Consider the following 19,606-nt stretch of genomic DNA (forward strand, 5'->3'; position numbering starts at 1 on the left):
GCGGCGACCGCGCCGGCGGGGGCGACGAGCTCCATCAGCCGCGGCGTGACGTGCTTGAGGTGCTCGCCGACCCACAACGCCGTGGAGAGGTCGGGAACGGTGGCGCCGTTGGGCAGGACGGGTTCCCGGAGCTCGGGCGGCGCGAGCATGGGCACGCCGCTGTGGTCGGCACGGTCCAGCCGCGAGGCGAGGTGGTCGAACCACGCGGCGACCTGGCCGGCATGGTCGCCCAGCAGCTGGCGTAGGGGGTCGGGCTCGCCGGGGGCGGCGGGCAGGCCGGCGAGGGAGTGGGCGGTGAGGCGGGCCCGCATGGCGCCGGCGACCAGCCGCCAGAGGTCCTCCTTGGGCACCCGCTTGGTTCCCTGCTCGGCCAGAAAGCCACGCAGGGCCTCGTCGAGGCGGCTGCCGGCGGCTATGGCGGCGGAGGCGGTCGGGGCGTCGGGGCGCAGGCCGAGGGCCCAGTGGGCGGCGTCGGACAGGTAGAGGCCGCCGGTGCGGAAGGCGTCGGCGAGGTCGTCGGCGACCAGTGACCCCGCGCCGCGCGGCCAGAACAGGACGCCCACGGCCAGGCTGACCGCGCAGCCGATGGCGACGTCCTCGATCCGTACCACGCCGATCTGCCAGCCGGCCGGCACCAGCAGGTTGAACAGCACGCTCACGACGACCGTGAAGGCGGCCTGGCCGGCGGCGAAGGGCAGCACGCCGGGGGCGTAGGCGGCGACGAGCACGGCCAGCGGCAGCGCGGTCCACAGGGCGGCGGTGCTGGAGCCGATGGCCAGCAGCAGCGCGGCGCCGATGACAAAGCCCACCACGGTGCCGAGCAGGGCCCGCAGCACGGTGGAGCCGGTGGACGCGGCGTTGGTGCGCAGCACGGACAGCGTGCCCAGCACGACCCAGAAGCCGTGCTCCACGCCGGTCAGGTCGGCGACGGCGACCGCTGCCGCCAAGGCGATGGCGCCGCGCGCGCTGTTCAGGAACCACACCGACCGCAGGTTGGCGTGCCGCGACACCGCGTTGGCGAGCGTCGTCACGCCGGCCAGGCGGCGCTCACTCTGGGCCAGATCCGTTCCGTACCAACGCCTGCGGCCGTTCGACACGATCGCCGGGTCGGCGCGGTGGGCGGCGATCAGGGCGTCGGCCAGCGCCGTGTGCGCCGCGACGGCGGCCGTGCGCGCGTGGAACGACAGGTGCACCGCCGCGCCGAACTCCGCGCTGTCGCTGCGCAGGCGCCGCAGGTGCTCGACGCTGGCGGCGAGGCTGTGCTCCAGGCAGTCCAGCTGCGGCTTGGTCGGCTCGTCGGTCAGCAGCGCCGCCACGTCCAGCAGCACCGAGGCAGTGTCGGCCAGCAGCCGGCGCTCCACCTCGTCGATGTGCGTGAGGTCGTCGTACTCGCGGAGGCTGTCGCAGATCACCGACGTGCACCACTCCAGCAGGCCGACCAGACTGTCCAGCGCCTGGTCCGCCGCGGCCAGCCCGGTCGGCCGGTACGGCGTGGCGGTGAAGGTGCTCAGCAGGTTGTGCTTGCACTCCAGCGAGCGCTGCCGGAACTTCGGGTCACGGTCTCCGCTCAGCGCCGCGTTGAGCTGGTCGGCCAGCGCCCGGGCGTTCTTGGCCACCGCCAGTCGCAGCAGCGCGCCGGGCGGCCGCGGCGACAGCGCCAACACCGCCGCAGTGCCCACGATCGACGCCAGCCACCACCCGGCCAGGCGTTCCGGCAGCATGGCCATCGTCCCCGGCGATGCCGCCGGCAGCACGTAGGCCAGCAGCGCCGCCGTGCTGCCCGAGGCGGCGTTCGGGCCGCCCACGCCCGCGAACAGCACCAGGAACACCACCGGCAGCGTCACCAGCGACGCCACCAGCACGGACTGGTTCACCGCCGTGCCGACGACGATCAGGGCGCTGCCGGCCAAGGCCAGGCCCAGGTGGGCCACCACCTTGTCCCGCGCGCGGCCTCCGAAGGCGGCCAGCACCAGCGTCGCGAATCCGCCGAACGCCGCGAACGTCGCCACCTGGAGGTCGCCGAGCACGGTGTAGCAGAACGCGAACAGCCCTGGCACCACCACGGTCGCGCGCACCGCACGCAGCGCCGCGGGCGTGGACCACAGCCCTTGCAAGCTGGTCATTCGGCGAGCATATTGGCCGTCCCGCCGAGGCGACACGGCTACGCCCGGGACTACCGGCCGTCCGTCAACTGTTTCCGGGTCCCAGGGGCGGCAGCGGCGCCGTGGGCGCACTGCGCAGCAGATCGGCCAGCAGCGCGAGGTAGCGACGCCACCCGTCGTGCTCGTCGAAGGGCATCGTGGCGCAGACCATGGACAGCAGCCGGGGCAGATCGGCCGCGCCGATGTCTTGCCGCACGCTGCCTTGTTCCTGTGCGCGGGCGAGGACCCGGGCCACGTGGTGGAAGAATGCGCGGGAGAGTCCGTCCGCGGCGGCCGGGAGCCCGCGGGTGGTGGCCGCGCACAGGTCCGTGGCGTGGATCTCCAGGGCGGCCTCGAAGCAGCGCAGCAGGCCGCGCAGCGCGTCCGGGTCCGTGTCCGCCTCGTCCAGGATGGGGGCAACGTGTTCGAGGTACCGCTCGCGGACGACCGCCGCGACCAGGTCGTCCCGGCTGGGTAGTGCCGGTACAGCGTCGCCGGGCCCACGCCGGCGCGGCGGGCGATCTCCTCCAGCGGGACGTCGTGCCGCCGCTGGCCGAACACCTCGTCCGCCACCGCCAGGATCCGCTCGGCGTTGCGCCGGGCGTCCGTGCGAGCAGCCCGCTGACCTGCGGAGTTCCGTGACGCCGGCACGCGGCGATGCTAGCACCGAGAGCGCGCTCTCACTTTTGCTAGGCTCAACTGAGAGCTCACTACCGCTTATGGGAGCCGCCCGCATGACCACTCCCCTCGAGATGACCCGCGACCGCTTCGACCCCTCGGCCGCGCTGCGCGAGGTGGCCGCCCGGCCGGGTCTGCCCCGCATCACGTCGCTGTTCGGGCCGGCCCGGCTGGCCGTCCGGCACGAGGACGTGCGGGCCGTGCTCGGCAACTCCGTCGAGTTCAGCAACGGCGCCCAGTCGCGGCTGCAGGGGACCGAAGACGTCGGCTTCATCCTCGGCTACGACCCGCCGGCGCACACGCGCCTGCGCCGCATGCTCAGCCCCGAGTTCACCCTGCGCCGCATGCGGGCCATGCGCCCCCGCATCGAGGAGATCGTCGACGACGCCCTGTCGGCCATGGCCGCCGCCGGTCCCGGCGTCGACCTGGTGGCCGAGTTCGCGCTGCCCGTGCCGTCGCTGGTGATCTGCGAGCTGCTGGGCGTGCCCTACTCGGACCGGGCCGCCTTCCAGAGCCTGACCCGCAGCCAGCTGGACTTCGCCATCCCGCTGGAGGAGCGCACCCGGGCCGGCGAGGAGATGGGCCAGTACCTGTCCGAGCTCGTCCGGCAGCACCAGCAGGCCCCCGGCGAGGACCTGATCGGCGCCCTGATCACCCAGCACGGCGACGACCTGTCCTTCGCGGAGCTCGTCGGGCTGGCCAGCATGCTGTTGATCGGCGGCCACGAGACCACGTCCAACATGCTGGGCCTGGGTTCGTTGCTGCTGCTGGAGAATCCCGACCAGCTCGCCCTCATGCGGGACGATCCGGCAGTCGTCGAGGGCGGCGTCGAGGAGCTGGTGCGCTACCTGTCGGTCGTCCACTTCGGAGTGCCGCGCGAGGTCGTCACCGAGCTCACCGTCGGCGGCGACCGCCTGGAGGTCGGCGAGTTCGTCCTGTGCCTGATGCACCTGGCCAACCGGGACGCCGCCTTCATCCCCGACGGCGACCGCTTCGACCTCACCCGCAAGCCCGCACCGCACCTCGCTTTCGGCCACGGCATCCACCACTGCGTCGGCGCCCCGCTGGCCCGCCTGGAGATGGCCGTCGCCTTCCCCGCCCTGTTCCGCCGTTTCCCCACCCTGCGCCTCGCGGTGCCGTCATCGGAAATCGCTTTCCGCACCACCAACCCCGTCTACGGCGTGGAGGCCCTGCCAGTCGCCTGGTGAGCCCTCAGTCGAGCTCGACCCGGAAGAAGTGCACCCCGCCGTCACGATCGCCCACCACCGCCACGTCGCCGGCCATGGCCAGGCACGTGGCGTCCGCAGGCAACCGCACCTCGCACACCCCGCGGCCGGAGCTCAGCCGATGGGCGTACAGGTGCTGCTCCCCCAGGCGCACCACCAGGTTTCGGTCCGGCACCAGGCACAGGGCCCGGGAGCGAGGGAACTGAAGGCGGGGCAGGAGAACGTCCTCGTCGGGGTCGATGCCCCACACGGTGCTGACGAACTCGTCGTGGTCGACGAACAGCAGGGTGCCGTCGACCAGTTCGACGCAGGGGTGGCTGTAGCCCTTGGGCAGCAAGAACTCCTGGTGGGTGTCGCCGGTCACGGCGTCGAGCAGCATCAGGGAGGTGTCGTCGCCGAGAGTGGCGACGGCGCCGTCGGCCAGCCGGACGGTCCAGCAGTAGGTCGCCCACACGAGCTCGGTGGTGATCCGGCCGTGGCGGGTCCACCGGAGTTCGCCGGAGGCGAGATCCCAGCACTGCAAGGCGGGAACCCCGGTGACGTTGACGGAAAGGCCGCCGATCAGGGGATGCTCGGACGGAAGCGCGGAGGGCACCAGGGCGAGCCCGTCGACGATCAGCGACGGAAAGCGGACGCCGTTGCCCGACGCGCCAACAAAAGCGCGCTGGGAGCCGTCCAGGGACCAGAGCTGGGGCGGCGCGCTGTACGGGACGACCAACAGCGAACGGTCGTCCACCACTGCCACGGAGACGATGTTCGCCTCCCCGCCAGCCGGCAGCAGGATCCGCTGGCTTCCGTCCCGTGACACCAGATGCAGCTTGGCGCGCTCGGCGACCACCAAGGTGCCGTCGGGCAGGAACACCGGCTGGCACGGCACATCGCTGCTGTCGACAACGGCGATGACTGCGCCGGAAGCCACGTCCCACAACAGAACCTCGCCGGTCAGGCTGAGGCTGGCGGCCAACGAGCCGTCGTCGGACGTGACGATGTCGGTGACGTTCGAGTGGTGCCGGCCGCCGTCCTGTTCATCGCCACGCAGGACGGGCCACAGCTTGAGGGAACCGCGCTCATGGGCGGTCACCAGCTGGCCATCGGGCAGGTAGGCGAGATCGACGACCCGCCCGGTTTCCACCCCGAACGTCGCCAGCACCCCGTCCTTGCCGCACACGCGTATCCCGTGCAGCGACCCGGCGGCGACGAATTCCCCATACACGCCAAGAGTGTTGATGAATCCCTGCCGAGGAAACCGGGCGACCTCGGAGTCATCGGCGAGATCCCAGCGGATCACCTCGCCGGCCGCCGTGTACAGGCAGGAGTCGCCGAACAGCAACGCCGTCGGCGCTTCCTCATGCCCCCGGCCGGTGTCGTTCCGTCCACACAGGATCCACGTGTCCCCCATCCACCCCGTGTTCGGCATCTCCCGGATGAACTGGGGCGTCCCGTACAGCTCCCGGGACAGCCGCAGGCCGTCCAGGTCCCACAACAGGACCTGGTTGTCCCGCCCGGCCGAGGCGGCGATCGCCCCGTCCGGACTGACGGCGACATGGTCCACACTGGACACATGGTCGTCGAAGACGGCCATACAGGTGGCCGAACCCAGGTCCCACACCCGTACGGTGCGATCTTCCCCGCCGGACACGGCGACCATGCCCTGCGCGGCGACGGAGCGGATGTACTCGCTGTGCCCGGCCAGCACGGTGACGGTCTGCCACGTCCGCGTGTCCCACACCCGGATGAACTCGTCGTCGGACGCCGACAGCAGCAGCCGGCCGGCGTCGGCCAGCGCCAGGCTGTTCACCGGCCCCACATGCCCGACGAGCCGGTCGAAAGCCCGCCCCTCGGCCAACGACACCAGGTAGAGCGTGCCGTCGTTCTCGGCGCTGACCACGCAGGTGTCGCCGTCGGGCAGCACGACGACGCTGTGCAGGCCGCCGTCCGGCAGGGGCAGGGTGAAGGTCTCCGTCAGTCGCGGCGCTGGCGCCGTACCGATCCTGATCAACGCCACGCGGGCATTGTCATCACCGCCACCACCCCATCACATACCCACATATGCGTAGTTGACACCCCGTGAAACCGCCGCACAACCGGCCCCGGCCACCGTGAAATCCATGACCACCACCGACAACGCCACCGTCCAGCTCGACGAACGCACCGGTCGTGGCCGGCCTTGAGCCACGCATCGCGGCGCTGACCACCGAGTTGCTCGACGACGTGGACGGCGACCTGGAACTGGTGTCTCAGCTGGCCCATCCGCTGCCGGCGATCGTCATCGCCGAGTTGCTGGGCGTGCCGGCGAGCGACCGGGACCTGTTCCGAAAATGGGCGGAGGTCCTGACGACCGACGACATCGGGTTCACGGCCAAGGACGAGAACGGTGATCAGGCCCGGCGTTTCGAGAAGCTGGCGCGGGATGTCCAGCCGATGGTCGACTACCTCAAACGGCACGCCAACGAGCGACGGGCCCGGCCGCGCCAGGACCTGCTGACCGAGCTGGTCCGGGCCGAGGTGGACGGGGAGCGCCTGACCGACGGCCAGGTGGTCAACTTCGCGACGCTGCTGCTGCTCGCCGGGCACATCACCACGACGATGCTGCTGGGCAACACCGTGCTGTGCCTGGACGAACATCCCGAGCAGGCCGCGAGAATCCGCGCGGACCGACCGCTGCCGCCGGGGGCCATCGAGGAGTCGCTGCGGCTGCGGCCCCCGTTCACCCTGCTGGCCCGGGTCACCAAGGCCGAGGTCGAACTGGGCGGACAGGTCATCCCGGCCGGCCAGATGGTGCTGTTGTGGCCGCGCGCGGCCAACCGGGACCCACGGGTGTTCGCCCGTCCGGACGAGTTCGACCCGACCCGTGACCCCAACCCGCACCTGTCGTTCGGCCGGGGCGTCCACTCTGTCTGGGCGCGCCGCTGGCCCGGCTGGAGGGCCGGATCGCGCTGAACCTGCTGCTCGACCGCTTTCCGGTGCTGCGCACCGACCCGGCCGACCCGCCGATACCGCTGCCGTCGCCGACCATGACAGGTGTCTCCCGGCTACCGTTGCGAACGGCCTATTGAAACAGGATGTAAACGTTTGTAGCCTCCGTCACATGGACCGGGTGAGTCGTCGTCGCATCGTCACGCTGGGGGCCGCGGGCGCGGCCGGGATGGCCTTGCCGCTGGCCGGCACCGCCGCCGCGGAGCCGGCCAGGCCGGCCGCGAAACTGTTCGACGTCACGGAGTTCGGCGCCCGTGGCGACGGCGTCACGATCGACACCGCGGCGATCAACCGCGCCGTCGACGCGGCCGCCAAGCACGGCGGGACGGTGTTCTTCCCGGCCGGCACGTACGCCAGCTACTCCGTGCACCTCAAGAGCAATGTGGCGCTCTACCTCGCGCACAACGCCACGCTGCTGGCGGCGGCGCCGGCGAACGGCAGGGGCTACGATCCGGCCGAGCAGCCCGGCGCCGGCAACAGCTACCAGGACTTCGGGCACAGCCACTGGCACAACAGCCTGATCTGGGGCGAGAACCTGGTCAACGTGACCATCGGCGGGCCGGGCACCATCGACGGCGAGGGCCTGGTCAGCGGGGGCAGCCAGGAGTCGCAGCCGTTGCAGGGCAACAAGGCCATCGCGCTCAAGCTGTGCCGCAACGTGGTGATCAGGGACGTCACCATGGTCAACGGCGGGCACTTCTGCATCCTGCCCACCGGCGTGGACAACTTCCGCATCGACAACGTCGTGATCGACACCAACCGCGACGGCATCGACATCGACTGCTGCAAAAACGTGCGGATCTCCAACACCACCGTGAACTCCCCGGCCGACGACGCGATCGTGCTGAAGAGCTCGTACGCGCTCGGCTACGTGCGTGACACCGAGAACGTCACCATCGACAACTGCTTCGTCAGCGGCTACGACCTGGGCACACTGGTCGACGGCACGTACAAGACGGCCGCGTTCGGCCGCACGGGCCGGATCAAGTGCGGCACCGAGTCCAACGGCGGCTTCAAGAACATCGCCATCTCCAACGTGGTCTTCGAGCACTGCCGCGGCCTGGCCTTCGAGACCGTGGACGGCGGCGCGCTGGAGGACATCACGGTCAGCAACATCACCATGCGCGACGTGCAGATGCCGATCTTCTTCCGGCTCGGCTCCCGCATGCGCGGCCCCGCCGGGATACCGGTCGGCACGCTGCGCCGGGTCAGCATCGCCAACGTCATCGCGCACAACTCCGACCCGCGCTACCCGTCGGCCATCGCCGGCATTCCGGGCCACCGCATCGAGGACGTGCGGATCAGCAACGTGCGCCACCACATGGTCGGCGGGCTGACCATGAACGGCATCCCGGAGAACCCGCCCGAGGTGGAGAACGCCTACCCCGAGCCGAGCATGTTCGGCCCGCTGCCGGCGTTCGGCTTCTTCCTCCGGCACGTCGACGGCGTCACCCTGGACAACGTCGAGGTCCGCTACGAGCAGCAGGACCTGCGGCCCGCGTTCGCGCTGCGGGACGTCGTCGACGCCGACTTCCACCACGTCAAGGCGGACAAGGCCCCGGGAACGCCGACCTTCGTGCTGGACGACGTGTCCGACTTCCGGGTGACCACCAGCCGGCCGGTGGCGGACACGCAACTGGACCAGACCGGTCACTCTGAGCTCTGACAGCGCTGTCACCAGGCGATACGGCCGGTCACGCCCTATCGTGACCGGCTGTGGACCTTCCAGTGATGCCCCCGGTGCGGCCGATGCTCGCCAAGGCCGTGCACGAAGTGCCGACCGCCGAGGGGCTGCTGTTCGAGCCCAAGTGGGACGGCTTCCGCTGCATCGTGTTCCGCGACGGCGACGAGGTGGAGCTCGGCTCGCGCAACGACCGACCGCTGACCCGGTACTTCCCGGAGCTGGTCGATCTGTTGCTGGAGGTGCTGCCGCCGCGGTGCGTGGTGGACGGCGAGATCGTCGTGGTCACCGGCGACGGCCTGGACTTCGACACGCTGCAGAACCGGCTGCACCCGGCGGCGTCGCGGGTGCGCAAGCTGGCGGCGGAGACGCCGGCCAGCTTCGTGGCGTTCGACCTGCTCGCGCTGGGCGACGACAACCTGATGGAGGAGCCGTTCACGCGGCGGCGGGAGCTGCTGGAGGGCGCGATCGGCGGAGATCTCGCGCGTATCCACATCACGCCGCTGACCCGTGACCCGGACGTCGCGCGGGACTGGTTCACCCGGTTCGAGGGCGCGGGCTTCGACGGCGTGATGGCCAAACCCGGCGATCTGCCGTACGAGCAGGACAAGCGGGTGATGTGGAAGGTCAAGCACGAGCGGACCGCCGACTGCGTGGTGGCCGGATTCCGGTGGCACAAGGACGGAAACGGCGTCGGGTCGCTGCTGCTCGGGCTGTACGACGACGAGGGCACGCTGCACCACGTCGGCGTGGCCAGCAGCATGACCGCCGCCCGGCGCAAGGAGCTCGTCGACGAGCTGGCCCCGTTGCGGGAGAACGCCCTGGAGACGCATCCGTGGCGGGACTGGGCCGTGGCGCAGTCCGAGGCCGGCGGGCGGATGCCGGGCGGGCAGAGCCGGTGGAGCGCGGGCAAGGACCTCAGTTGGGAGCCGCTGCGGACCGAGCTGGTGGCCGAGGTCCGGTACGAGCACGTGATGGCCGGGCGGCTGCGGCACGGCGGGCGGCTGGTCCGGTTCCGCCCCGACCGGACGCCCGAGTCGTGCACCTACTCGCAGCTGGACCAGATCGCCCCGGCCGAGTTGAAGGCGCTGTTCCGGACATGATCGTCGAGGGCGTGGAGATCACCCATCCGGAGAAGGTGTTCTTCGGCAAGATCGGGGCGACCAAGCTCGACCTGGTCCAGTACTACCAGGCCGTCGCCGGGCCGTTCCTCGACACCGTGCGCGGGCGGCCGTTGCTGCTGGAGCGTTATCCCGACGGCGCCAGCGGCAAGTCCTTCTTCCAGAAGCGGGTGCCCAAGTCCGCGCCGCCGTGGCTGCAGACCACCGTCGTCTCCACGCCCAACGGCACGACCAGCGACGCCCTGGTGGCCGCCGATCTCGCGCATGTGTTGTGGGCGGTGAACATCGGCTGCCTCGGCTTCCACGTGTGGCCCGTCCATGCCGCCAACCCGGAGGTCACCGACGAGCTCCGCATCGACCTCGACCCCTCCCCCGGCATCGGCTTCGCCCAGATCGCCGAGGCGGCGCTGTTGGTGCGGGATTTCCTGGCGGAGTGCGGCATCACGGCGTACCTCAAGACCACCGGCTCCCGTGGCCTGCACATCTACGTCCGGCTGGCCGAGCGGTGGGACGGCTACCAGGTGCGGGCCGGGGCCGTCGCCCTGGCCCGCGAGCTGGAGCGCCGACACCCTTCGTTGATCACCGCCAAGTGGTGGAAGGAGGAGCGGGGCCAACGGGTGTTCGTCGACTTCAACCAGAACGCCCCGCACAAGACCGTTTTCGGGGCCTGGTGCGCGCGGCCGCGGGTCGGCGGTCAGGTGTCGACCCCCATCGCGTGGGATCGGCTGCCCGACGTTGACCCGGATGCCCTGACCATTCAGACCGTGCCGGCGTTGTTGGCGTCGCAGGGCGATGCCTGGGCCGAGATGAACGATGCGCCGCAGTCCCTGGAGCCGTTGCTGGAGCGGTCCGAGCGGGACATGGCCGCCGGGCTGATGGACGCGCCCTGGCCGCCCGTGTACCCGAAGATGCCGAACGAGCCGCCCCGCGTCGCCCCCAGCCGCGCCCGCCAGGTCGAGGGCCCTTGATGATGCAGGGAAGGACGCCTTACCCGCGTTGAACGAGGGTAAGGCGTCCTTCCCTGCATGGGGGGTTACTGGACGGCGTCGGCGGTCAGGGACTGGTACCAAGGGGCCCAAGGGGTGTTCGAGGCCGGGTAGTTGGCCAACGGGGTGGTGGCGTCGGAGGCGGAGTCGAAGTCCCAGCCGCGGACGAGGTGGCCGGACTGGCGGGCGGAGACGATGAACGACGAATTCGTTGCGGTGGCGGCATAGAAGAGAGCGCCCTGCTGCAGGGTGGCGCTGTCGCCGGCCTGGAACTCGTCGAAAGCGGTCTGCTGGTAACGGATGCGGCCGCCGGTGACGCCGGAAGTGCTGTAGCGCAGGGTCTGGGCCTCGGTGGGGCCGTCGGCGCCGGTGTAGACGGAGATGCTGCGGCCGGCGGCGGAGGCGGAAGCCTTGGGCAGCAGGGCGTTGGAGGTCTTGGCGTTGCCGGTCCAGGAGACGGTGTTGCCCGACAACGTGCCGTTCCAGGTCCAGTTCTGGCTGCTGCTCTGGCTCTTGTGGATCTCCACCAGGCCGCTCCCGCTGAAGGCGACCGTGGGCGTGACGCCGCTGTCGTACTGGTGGCTGGCCTGCCAGGTGATCTCGCCGTCGGAACCCAGCTGCCCGACGTGGTACCAGAGGGTGCTGGCGGTCTACGACTGGTGCACCTCGACGAGCTGGCCGGCGTCGTTCAGTGCGACGGCGGGAGTGGTGCCGCTGTCGTATTTGCCGTGGCGAAGCCAGGTCACGGTGCCGTCGGCGGCGACAGTGCCGGTCCAGTACCAGAGTGCGCCGGCGCCGGAGTCGTGGACCTCGACGATCTGGCCGTGGCTGTTGATCGCCACCGCGGGGTGATAGCCGACGTCCCGCTTGTACTCGGTGCGGGTGCCGGCGTCGCCGGACAGCAGCGGCAGGACACGCCCGCGCAGGGAGTCGACCGACGGCGTACCGACGTAGTCGGCCGGGTGCAGGATGCTCGAACCGAAGGCGGACTGGAGTTCCTGGTTCACAGCGGTCAGGTTGCCGGCGGCGAAGCTGTAGTTGTCGGTGAGGTCGTCCTTGAGGTCGAGCATGACGACCAGCGGCGCGTGCGTGGGATGCGCGGCGGACCAGCCGGCGATGACCGCGAGCCAGTCGTGCAGCAGGTTGGACGCGGGATTGCCGGCGTGGTCGACCCGGTCCCCGGGCCCGCCGTGCCCGATGGAGTAGTCGTGGTTGGCGGCGTAGTCGTTGTCGTGCACGTCGAGCTCGATGAACCGGACGCCGTGGTCGAGCTGGTACGGGATGGAGTTCTTGGCCCCGTCCACGTTGCCGGAGTAGCTGTTGTGCGTGGCCAGGAACACCGAGCTCGCGAACGGCTGGCTCGCCGCCGGGCTCGCGATCAGGGCGGAGGCGGTGGTCAGTGCGGTCAGGTACACGCCGAAGCGGGTCATCCGACGATCCTGGAACGTGACCGGCGACGAGGACCAGTGGCGGGACGCTGAACACTGGGCAGCGTCCCGCCGACCGACGTCACGACAGGAAAGTCACGACAGGAACTTGAGCACCTCGGGGTAGAACACCTCCGGCCGCTCCACGTGCGCGATGTGGCCGCACTGCTCGATCAGCCGCAGCCGGGACGACGGCAGGCCCTGGTGCAGCTGGCGGGCCCACGGCGGGCCGCAGATGGGGTCCTTGTCGCCGACGATCACCAGGGCCGGCGCGGTGATCTCGGGCAGCCGGTCGCGGACGTCGTAGGGCACGTCCTGGCCCCGGGAGGGCGCGCTCCAGATCTTGCACGCCGCCCGGAAGGACTCGAACTCCACCCGCCAGTCGGCGAAGTAGGCCGGCAGGATGGTCTGGAGCACTCCGGTCAGCTCCTCGTCGGTCATCGCGGCGTGCTGCGAGGTGAACGCGGCGAGGATCTCGTTGCCGGCGTGCTGGAGGTTGGCGACGGCGTCGCCGAAGAACTCCGCCCCGGTCACGGGCGAGGTGTCGTAGAGCACGAGCGCTTCGACGGGATGGGCCAGCGCGTACTTGAGAGCGACGAAGCCGCCGTGCGAGTGGCCGAGCAGCACGACCGGGCCGGTGTCCAGGTCCTGGACCACGGCGTGCAGGTAGCGCACGTAGTTGTCGAGCGTGTAGCCGGCGTCGTCGGCCAGCCGCCCGGACTCGCCGGTGCCGATCGGCTCGACGTAGACCATGGTCAGGTGCTCTTCGAGCGGCCGCATCCGCAGGGACTCCCAGGCGATGCCGGGGCCGCCGGAGTGGGCGACGCAGATGGGGCCGCTGCCGGCCATGTGGTAGCGCTGCTTGACGCCGTCCAGCTCGACGACGTGCGTGGTGAGGGTCATGCCCACACGATTCGGCGGCGCACGGAAAGTTCGATCCGATTCGGGTGACGGCGGTCACACCGGATGGAACAGGCGGATCCTGGCGAAGCGACCCTCGCGGCGGGTCATCACCCAGACCACGCCGGGCGGGCAGTGCTCGGGGTCGTCGGGCGGGCTGATCAGGTCCATGGTCCAGATGGTCACGTCCCGGCCCTCGACGGCCTGCACGAACCGCTGGTGCACGCCCTCGGTCAGGTCCTTGTCCATGCCGAACGTGAGCAGGTCGCGGCCGCCGCGAATCAGCCCGTTGCCGGCGATGAACTCGGTCTCGGGCAGCCAGCGGTCGGCCACCAGCGCCGGGAAGTCGCCCTGTTCGGCCACTTCCAGCGTCTCGACGGCCTCACGGGCCGAGGCGGCGTTGACCGCGCCGGCGTCGACGTGGGCGTGGTCGGCGGTGGCCCGCAACGCCTCGGCCAGCTTGCCGCGGGCCTGGTTGAGCCGGCTGCGGATGGTGCCGACCGGCACCTCCAGGATGGCGGCGATCTGCTCGTACGAGTTGACGTCCGTGAAGTAGCGCAACAGCACACTTAGGATCAAAACGATATCAGAGCTAAAGACCACTGCGTCGACTGCGGATGGAATTATTGAATACGGGACATCCGTTCCTATGATCATCTCCAACCGTATAAGGCACACTAGGGGGTGCAGTCGTGTGCTCGTTACTCCCACTTTCCTAGTGCCACTTTCTATGTTTGACTCGGAGACCATAGCCGGCCCGACCTAAGGATGCGACAAGCAGCGTTACAGGGGTTCTTACTTTCCAGCACGCTATGTATTGCCAAAGTTGAGCATTAGAATTCGTCAGCTCTAGTAGCTCTTTCTTATCAAATCGGGGATCCGCTGCCTAGTTGATCAGGAGGAAAGGGTGTAAAAGCCGCACAGCTTCGCCATCATATCTCATCATACCGGCTGTAGGCATGAGACCAAGTCGGGGGGTTACATTTTCCACATGGTTTTTCGATAGCGCACCCCCAAAGCCTCACTTAGGTTATGAGTTTTAAAGCCGGTATGCTACGATAATATCACCTAAACCGGGAACATTGGTTAAGAACATTCCAACAAGCGCTTCATCACTTAATTATACTTGATGCATACCCCAGCATCCTCGTACTACATCGTACAAAAGCCTGAAGTGTGTCCTGCTTCGTGCCTGGTCAGCAGCAGGCCGAGCGCGCCGACGTCGCCGCCGCGCGCGGCCCGGACCAGTTCACCGTCAGAGAGCACTCGCCATCCTGTCGACGGCCAGCTCCAGGACCTCGGCGCTGGTGCCGAAGTTCAACCGGACGTAGCCGCTGTGCTCACCGAACCTCGTTCCCGGCTCCAGTGCCACTCCGGCGCCGAGAAACAGGTCACGCGGCGCGGTTCCGCTGCCCGAGCTGCGGCAGTCGAGCCAGGCCAGGTAGGTCGCCTGCGGCGGACGCCAGCTCACCGAGGGCAGCCGGTCGTGGATCAGCTTGGTCAGCAGCGAGCGGCGGTCGTCCAGGGTGAGCAGCAGCCGGTCGAGCCAGGCGTCGCCGTGCGTATAGGCGGCGGTCGAGGCCAGGACGCCGAAGTGCCCGGTGCGCCAGCGGGTGTCCGGCGGCAGCTTCGCCACGACATCCGCCATGCGCCGCGAGGCCGTGACGATCATGGCGCACTTGAGGGCGGCCAGGTTGAAGGCCTTGCTGCCGGACATCACCGAGACGCCGATCTCGGCCGCGCCGGGCACGGACAGCAACGGCGTGAACGTCGCGCCGGGCAGGACCAGCGGGGCGTGGATCTCGTCGCTGATCACCGGCACGCCGTGGCGGGTGGCCAGGTCGACGACGGCGGCCAGCTCCTCGGCCGTATGGACGCGGCCGACCGGGTTCTGCGGGTTGCACAGCACGAAGGCGGCCGGCCCGGTGGCGAACGCCCGGTCGAGGGCGGGGAGGTCGAGCTGCCAGCCGTCCTTGAGCGGCACCTCGTGCAGCTCGGCGCGGGCCTCGTTCAGCCAGTCGAAGAACGGCGGGTACACGGGCGTGTTGATCACGACCCGGTCGCCGGGCGTGGTGAACAGCCGCAGCATCTCGACGACGCCGGTGCTGACGTCGGTGGCCGCGGTGACCGCCGCCGGGTCGATCCGCAACCCCCAGCGCCGCTCGGCGAAGCCGGCCAGGGCCTCGCCGAGGCCGTCGGTGGGCATGGCGTAGCCGGTGTCCGAGCGCTCGACCGCCGCCGCCAGCACGGTCTTGACGGCGTCGGGCAGGGCGAAGTCCATCTCGGCGATGGTCAGGGGCAGCACCTCGGGGCCGTACGTGCGCCACTTGGCGCTGCGCCGCTCGCGCAGCCGGGTCAGGGGCTCGACGGGGAGCAGGTCGGTCATGCGGCCATTCTCACCCGAACCCCGTTTGACACCGGCCAAGACGACTAGTCATATTGGAGGGATGCCGCGTCACAGCGTCCGGGACGTCATCGTGGAGACCGCGCTCCGCGAGTTCCACCGCATCGGCTTCGCCGCGTGCTCGGTGGACACCATCACGCGGGCCGCCGGCGTGCCCAAGGGCTCGTTCTACAACCACTTCAAGAGCAAGGAGGACCTCGCCGTCGAAGTGGTGGCCAAGTACACGGCCGAAGCCGAGTGGAACTCGGTCATCGATCCAGAATTGACGCCCCTGGAGAAGCTGCGGGCCCAATTCCGAATCATGGGCGACGTGCTCGTCGGCAACGGCTACACGCGCGGCTGCATGATCGGCAACATGGGCGAGGAGCTCGCCGACCACAGCGAACCCATGCGGGCCCAGGTGCGAGCCAGCCTCGGAGGCTGGGCCGAGGGCATCTCCGCCACGCTGCGGGCGGCCCGGGAAGCCGGCGAGACCAGCACCGACGCCGACCTGGACGTGCTCGGCCGCTACATCCTCGACGCCTGGGAAGGCGCCCTGCTGCGCTCCAAGGTGGTCAAGAACGACCAGCCCCTCGACGACTTCTTCAGCACGGTGTTCGGGCAACTTCTGCGTTGACATCCGTTGTTTTCCGCGGGTTCTCCGACACCGAACAATCCTCTTCGGATACAACGGTGGCGTCAGAACCAAACCTGTGGGAGACGAACGTGACCTTGTTCCGAGGACGGCGCGCGGCTGCCACCGCACTCGCGGTCAGCGCCGTGCTGTTCGGCGGTGTGGCCGCGCAGGCGGCGCCTTCGGGCGCCAGCACCCGGCTCGCCGACTCGCTGCGGCAGGCCGTGGACGCCCAGAACTTCAAGGACGTCATCGACCTCACGCCGCCGGAGCCGAACGGGCAGTCCCGGCACGCGGCCGTGGCGGAGAAGTACGACCCCACCACGATGCCAGTGGCCAAGCGCGTGTTCGGGCCGATGGCCACGCCGCAGCCGATCCACCAGACGCCCAACATGGACGCCGCCGTGATCGAGCTCGACGACGCCGGGCGGCCCACCGCCATGGCCGACGTGCTGCTCAGCCCGCAGTACCCGCACGGCGTCACCGTGCCGCTCAACCAGCGCGCGCTGGCCACCGACCAGGTGCGCTACCGGTGGTGGGACGACGACGAGTGGGACGCCAACGGCGGCAAGGGCACCCGGGACGTGCTGCCCGGCCGTGAGAACGCCGCGCTGGACTTCAGCTCGCCCTACCCGGCCTCGGTGCTGAAGCTGATGGTCGGCTTCGGCATCATGCGGCTGTCCGACCAGCACGTGATCGACCTGGACTCGGTGTACGACTACCGGCCGGTGACGATCAACCCCACCTGCGGCGAGGCCACCAGCGAGCCGATCCGGCAGTACTTCGACGAGATGATCACCATGTCGCGCAACGAGTCGACCTGCGCGCTGATCAAGCTGCTGCACGACAAGAACTACATCGACACCCTGAACGCCACGTTCAGGCAGCTGGGCATGTCGACGCTGATGATCACCGGCACCGACCCGAACAACGGCGGCCACTGGATCGGCTCCAACATGAGCTCGGTCGACACCGCCAAGCTGCTGCTCATCGTCAACGGCGGCCCCGGCACGCTGTGGACCAACGCCGACGGCTCCCGCGTCACGCGCGACGTGCTCAGCGCGTCCGCCCGGCAGCTCTACCTCAAGACGCTGGGCAACCAGGGGCACAACGAGATGCTGTCCACCACCAACTGGTGCGGCCGGGACTATCCCGCGCCGGGCATTCCGCAGGTCACCCCGCAGCGCTGGATCAACCCGGACGACGGCACCATGGACGTCGGCGGGCTGTACTACGGGCAGGACGTCCGGCCCTGCAACGCCGCCGCCGAGGTCACCATGGCGCACAAGACCGGCTGAGTCGACACCACCGGCAGCGACGCCGCCATCGTGCACTCGCTGCCCGGCAAGGCCAAGCGGAACTACATCGTGGTCGTGTTCTGCAACCTCGGCACCGACTACGTGGACGTGAACCGGCCGGCCGACCCGCCCGGCGTGTACCCGGTGCCGTACACCCAGAAGTACGGCCAGCTCGGCAAGGCGGTCGACGGCATCGTCACCGGCCTGCAGCGCTGAGGCTAATTCGGTTTACGGTCACGGCTTCCCCCGGGTATTCTCGCCCGCCGCGAATGCGGACGAGGGGGAAGCCGTGACCGCCGAACAGGAACTGCTGTCCGAACGGAATTATCTGGACCACGCGCACGTGTGCCTGAAACAGAGCCGCGAGCAGCTGCGCGAGCTGGCCGAGCGGGCGCGCCGCCGGGCCGGCGACGAGCTGATGGTCGAGTGGCTGGAGTGGCGGGCCGACCAGCTCCGCGACGCCAACGAGTCGCCGCTGTTCTTCGGCCGGATCGACGGCCCGGAGCCGAAACCGTGCTACATCGGGCGCCGCTACGTCAGCGACGAGCGCGACGAGCCGGTGGTGATCGACTGGCGTACCGACATGGCGGCCCGGTTCTACCGGGCCAGCCCGTCCGACCGGATGGACGTGACCCGGCGGCGCCGGTTCGGGTTCGACGGCGTCACCCTGACCAGCTTCGACGACGAGCCGCTGACCGAGGACACCGGCCTGAGCCGGCTGGTCATCGCCGAGATCGAGCGCACCCACTACGGCCCGATGCGCGACATCGTGGCCACCATCCAGCCCGACCAGGACGAGATCGTCCGCACCGAGCTGGCCAGCACCCTGATCGTGCAGGGCGGGCCGGGCACCGGGAAGACGGCGGTCGGCCTGCACCGGGCCGCCTATCTGCTGTACGAGCACAGCCGGCTGCGCCGGGAGGGCGTGCTGGTGGTGGGCCCGAACGACACCTTCGTCCGTTACATCTCCCGGGTGCTGCCCACGCTGGGCGAGAGCCAGGTGGTGCACAGCTCGGTCGACGGATTGGTGGCCGACCGCAAGAAAACCGTGGTCGAGGCGCCGGAGATCGCCGCGCTGAAGGGCGACGCGCGGATGGCCGAGGTGCTGCGCCGGGCGGTGTGGTCCGGGCTGCGGCTGCCTGCCGACGACGTTGTGGTGCGCGAGACCAGCCCGTACGTGCGGATCACGCCGTACGCGGTAACCGAGCTGTGCTCGGATCTGATCGACCGGCAGGTGCCGCTGGCCCGGGCCCGGGAACACCTGCTCGAACGGGCCGTCAGCCAGGTCCGCCGCAGCCTGGAGGAGCGCGGCCACGCCCTCACCGACGGCGAGGCGAAGCGGCTGCTGCGGGCGAAGTCGTTGCGGGACCTGGCCAACAGCGTGTGGCCGAACGTCACGCCGGCCCAGGTGCTGTTCACGCTGCTCTCCGACGCCGACGCCCTGCACCGGGCGGCCGACGGCGTGCTGACCGACGAGGAGCAGGCTTCCCTGCTGTGGCCGGTGATTCCGGTGTCGGCGGGGCGGGCCAAGTGGTCGCCGGCCGACCGGTTCCTGATCGACGAGATCGCCGGCCTGATGAACCCGCCCGACCGCTACGGGCACGTGGTGATCGACGAAGCACAGGACCTGTCGCCGATCCAGCTGCGGGCGATCATGCGCCGCTGCGCGGGTTCCGCGACGCTGCTGGGCGACATGGCCCAGCGCACCACGCCGTGGGCCGCCGGCAGTTGGGAGGCGGTGGCCGCGCACCTGGGCGTGACCACCGACCTGGTCCGGCTGACCACCAGCTTCCGGGTGCCGCGGGAGATCATCGAGGTGGCGAACGCCCTGCTGCCGGCCATCGCCGACGACCTGCCGCCGACCGTCTCCGGCCGGCACGTGCCCGGCGCGCTGGCCACCGTCGCCTGCGAGGACGTCCTGGTCGAACTGGTGGCCGTGCTGCACGCCGCCCAGCAGCACCCCGACAGCGTCGGGATCGTGCTCGACGACGCGCGATTCACGGCCGTGGCCAAGCATTTGTCGAAGGCCGGCATCGCGACCGGGCTCCCGCACGAGGACGGGACCTGTCTTCTCCGTTAGCAGACCACTTCCGCGTCATGTGTGTCCGACAGCGGTTTATGGAATGTAGGTGAGATTCCATCGAAATTTAGCGGC

The 19,606-nt window shown here is 69.8% G+C and carries 16 protein-coding genes and 2 pseudogenes; 9 read left to right on the forward strand and 9 right to left on the reverse strand.

What is annotated here, in order from left to right:
• The 3 genes and pseudogenes from KUTG_RS07835 to KUTG_RS66025 form a co-directional block, all read right to left on the reverse strand.
• Positions 1–2,123 (reverse strand): FUSC family protein (locus tag KUTG_RS07835; RefSeq protein ID WP_052394179.1); only part of this gene is annotated, 2,123 nt, incomplete at its 3' end.
• A gap of 64 nt (positions 2,124–2,187) precedes the next feature.
• Positions 2,188–2,601 (reverse strand): SbtR family transcriptional regulator, encoded by a 414-nt coding sequence (locus KUTG_RS63290; protein ID WP_369794624.1) that lies wholly within the window; start codon positions 2,599–2,601, stop codon positions 2,188–2,190.
• Positions 2,602–2,663: 62 nt separating this feature from the next.
• Positions 2,664–2,792, reverse strand: a pseudogene (locus KUTG_RS66025) (hypothetical protein); the annotation flags it as partial.
• An 83-nt stretch (positions 2,793–2,875) separates the two neighbouring features.
• On the opposite strand from KUTG_RS66025, the gene KUTG_RS07845 reads away from it, so the two are divergent.
• Positions 2,876–4,027 (forward strand): cytochrome P450, encoded by a 1,152-nt coding sequence (locus KUTG_RS07845; RefSeq protein ID WP_043716010.1) that lies wholly within the window; start codon positions 2,876–2,878, stop codon positions 4,025–4,027.
• Between the two features lie 4 nt (positions 4,028–4,031).
• Here the strand turns inward: KUTG_RS07845 and KUTG_RS07850 are convergent, their stop codons facing one another.
• Positions 4,032–6,050: a WD40 repeat domain-containing protein gene (locus KUTG_RS07850; protein ID WP_043716012.1), complete on the reverse strand. Its 2,019-nt coding sequence runs from the start codon at positions 6,048–6,050 to the stop codon at positions 4,032–4,034.
• 149 nt (positions 6,051–6,199) lie between these two features.
• Between KUTG_RS07850 and KUTG_RS07855 the strand changes: the two are divergent.
• The 4 genes and pseudogenes from KUTG_RS07855 to ligD all read left to right on the forward strand — a co-directional run.
• Positions 6,200–7,101 (forward strand): annotated as a pseudogene (locus tag KUTG_RS07855) (cytochrome P450); the annotation flags it as partial.
• A 32-nt stretch (positions 7,102–7,133) separates the two neighbouring features.
• The gene (locus KUTG_RS07860; RefSeq protein WP_043716014.1) at positions 7,134–8,687 is read left to right on the forward strand and encodes a rhamnogalacturonidase; all 1,554 of its coding nucleotides are present in this window, start codon (positions 7,134–7,136) and stop codon (positions 8,685–8,687) included.
• A gap of 50 nt (positions 8,688–8,737) precedes the next feature.
• A complete protein-coding gene (locus KUTG_RS07865) occupies positions 8,738–9,805 on the forward strand; it encodes an ATP-dependent DNA ligase (protein ID WP_198047060.1) in 1,068 nt (355 codons plus the stop codon).
• The gene (gene ligD / locus KUTG_RS07870; RefSeq protein ID WP_043716018.1) at positions 9,802–10,791 is read left to right on the forward strand and encodes a non-homologous end-joining DNA ligase; all 990 of its coding nucleotides are present in this window, start codon (positions 9,802–9,804) and stop codon (positions 10,789–10,791) included. The genes KUTG_RS07865 and ligD overlap by 4 nt, the downstream gene beginning before the upstream one ends.
• 65 nt (positions 10,792–10,856) lie before the next feature.
• On the opposite strand, the gene KUTG_RS63295 is transcribed toward ligD, so the two are convergent.
• The 5 genes from KUTG_RS63295 to KUTG_RS07890 form a co-directional block, all read right to left on the reverse strand.
• A complete protein-coding gene (locus KUTG_RS63295) occupies positions 10,857–11,336 on the reverse strand; it encodes a hypothetical protein (RefSeq protein ID WP_232240704.1) in 480 nt (159 codons plus the stop codon).
• Between the two features lie 123 nt (positions 11,337–11,459).
• On the reverse strand, positions 11,460–12,239 hold the full coding sequence (locus KUTG_RS63300; protein ID WP_232240705.1) for a PI-PLC domain-containing protein: 780 nt from the start codon (positions 12,237–12,239) through the stop codon (positions 11,460–11,462).
• 93 nt (positions 12,240–12,332) lie between these two features.
• Positions 12,333–13,139 carry an alpha/beta fold hydrolase gene (locus tag KUTG_RS07880; RefSeq protein ID WP_043716022.1) on the reverse strand — a complete coding sequence of 269 codons (807 nt, stop codon included), beginning with the start codon at positions 13,137–13,139 and terminating at the stop codon, positions 12,333–12,335.
• Positions 13,140–13,193: 54 nt separating this feature from the next.
• A complete protein-coding gene (locus KUTG_RS63305; protein WP_052394183.1) occupies positions 13,194–13,703 on the reverse strand; it encodes a sigma factor-like helix-turn-helix DNA-binding protein in 510 nt (169 codons plus the stop codon).
• Positions 13,704–14,391: 688 nt separating this feature from the next.
• Positions 14,392–15,522: a MalY/PatB family protein gene (locus KUTG_RS07890; RefSeq protein WP_043716026.1), complete on the reverse strand. Its 1,131-nt coding sequence runs from the start codon at positions 15,520–15,522 to the stop codon at positions 14,392–14,394.
• Between the two features lie 61 nt (positions 15,523–15,583).
• On the opposite strand from KUTG_RS07890, the gene KUTG_RS58125 reads away from it, so the two are divergent.
• The 4 genes from KUTG_RS58125 to KUTG_RS07905 all read left to right on the forward strand — a co-directional run bounded on the left by KUTG_RS58125 (position 15,584) and on the right by KUTG_RS07905 (position 19,531).
• Positions 15,584–16,156 (forward strand): TetR/AcrR family transcriptional regulator, encoded by a 573-nt coding sequence (locus KUTG_RS58125; RefSeq protein ID WP_043716028.1) that lies wholly within the window; start codon positions 15,584–15,586, stop codon positions 16,154–16,156.
• An 89-nt stretch (positions 16,157–16,245) separates the two neighbouring features.
• Positions 16,246–17,451 (forward strand): serine hydrolase, encoded by a 1,206-nt coding sequence (locus KUTG_RS07900; RefSeq protein WP_157494394.1) that lies wholly within the window; start codon positions 16,246–16,248, stop codon positions 17,449–17,451.
• Positions 17,452–17,481: 30 nt separating this feature from the next.
• Positions 17,482–17,667, forward strand: coding sequence for a hypothetical protein (locus tag KUTG_RS53075; RefSeq protein WP_052394185.1), 186 nt, complete (start codon positions 17,482–17,484; stop codon positions 17,665–17,667).
• Between the two features lie 73 nt (positions 17,668–17,740).
• Positions 17,741–19,531, forward strand: coding sequence for a HelD family protein (locus KUTG_RS07905; RefSeq protein WP_052394186.1), 1,791 nt, complete (start codon positions 17,741–17,743; stop codon positions 19,529–19,531).
• Positions 19,532–19,606 lie beyond the last annotated feature (75 nt).

Source organism: Kutzneria sp. 744, assembly GCF_000568255.1.
Classification (GTDB): domain Bacteria; phylum Actinomycetota; class Actinomycetes; order Mycobacteriales; family Pseudonocardiaceae; genus Kutzneria.

Excerpts from the sequence above, each read along its gene's own strand:
- KUTG_RS07845 (WP_043716010.1), top strand. The coding sequence starts at position 2,876 with ATGACCACTCCCCTCGAGATGACCCGCGACCGCTTCGACCCCTCGGCC.
- KUTG_RS07860 (WP_043716014.1), top strand. The coding sequence starts at position 7,134 with ATGGACCGGGTGAGTCGTCGTCGCATCGTCACGCTGGGGGCCGCGGGC.
- ligD (WP_043716018.1), top strand. The coding sequence starts at position 9,802 with ATGATCGTCGAGGGCGTGGAGATCACCCATCCGGAGAAGGTGTTCTTC.
- KUTG_RS63300 (WP_232240705.1), bottom strand. The coding sequence starts at position 12,239 with ATGACCCGCTTCGGCGTGTACCTGACCGCACTGACCACCGCCTCCGCC.
- KUTG_RS07880 (WP_043716022.1), bottom strand. The coding sequence starts at position 13,139 with ATGACCCTCACCACGCACGTCGTCGAGCTGGACGGCGTCAAGCAGCGC.
- KUTG_RS07890 (WP_043716026.1), bottom strand. The coding sequence starts at position 15,522 with ATGACCGACCTGCTCCCCGTCGAGCCCCTGACCCGGCTGCGCGAGCGG.
- KUTG_RS58125 (WP_043716028.1), top strand. The coding sequence starts at position 15,584 with ATGCCGCGTCACAGCGTCCGGGACGTCATCGTGGAGACCGCGCTCCGC.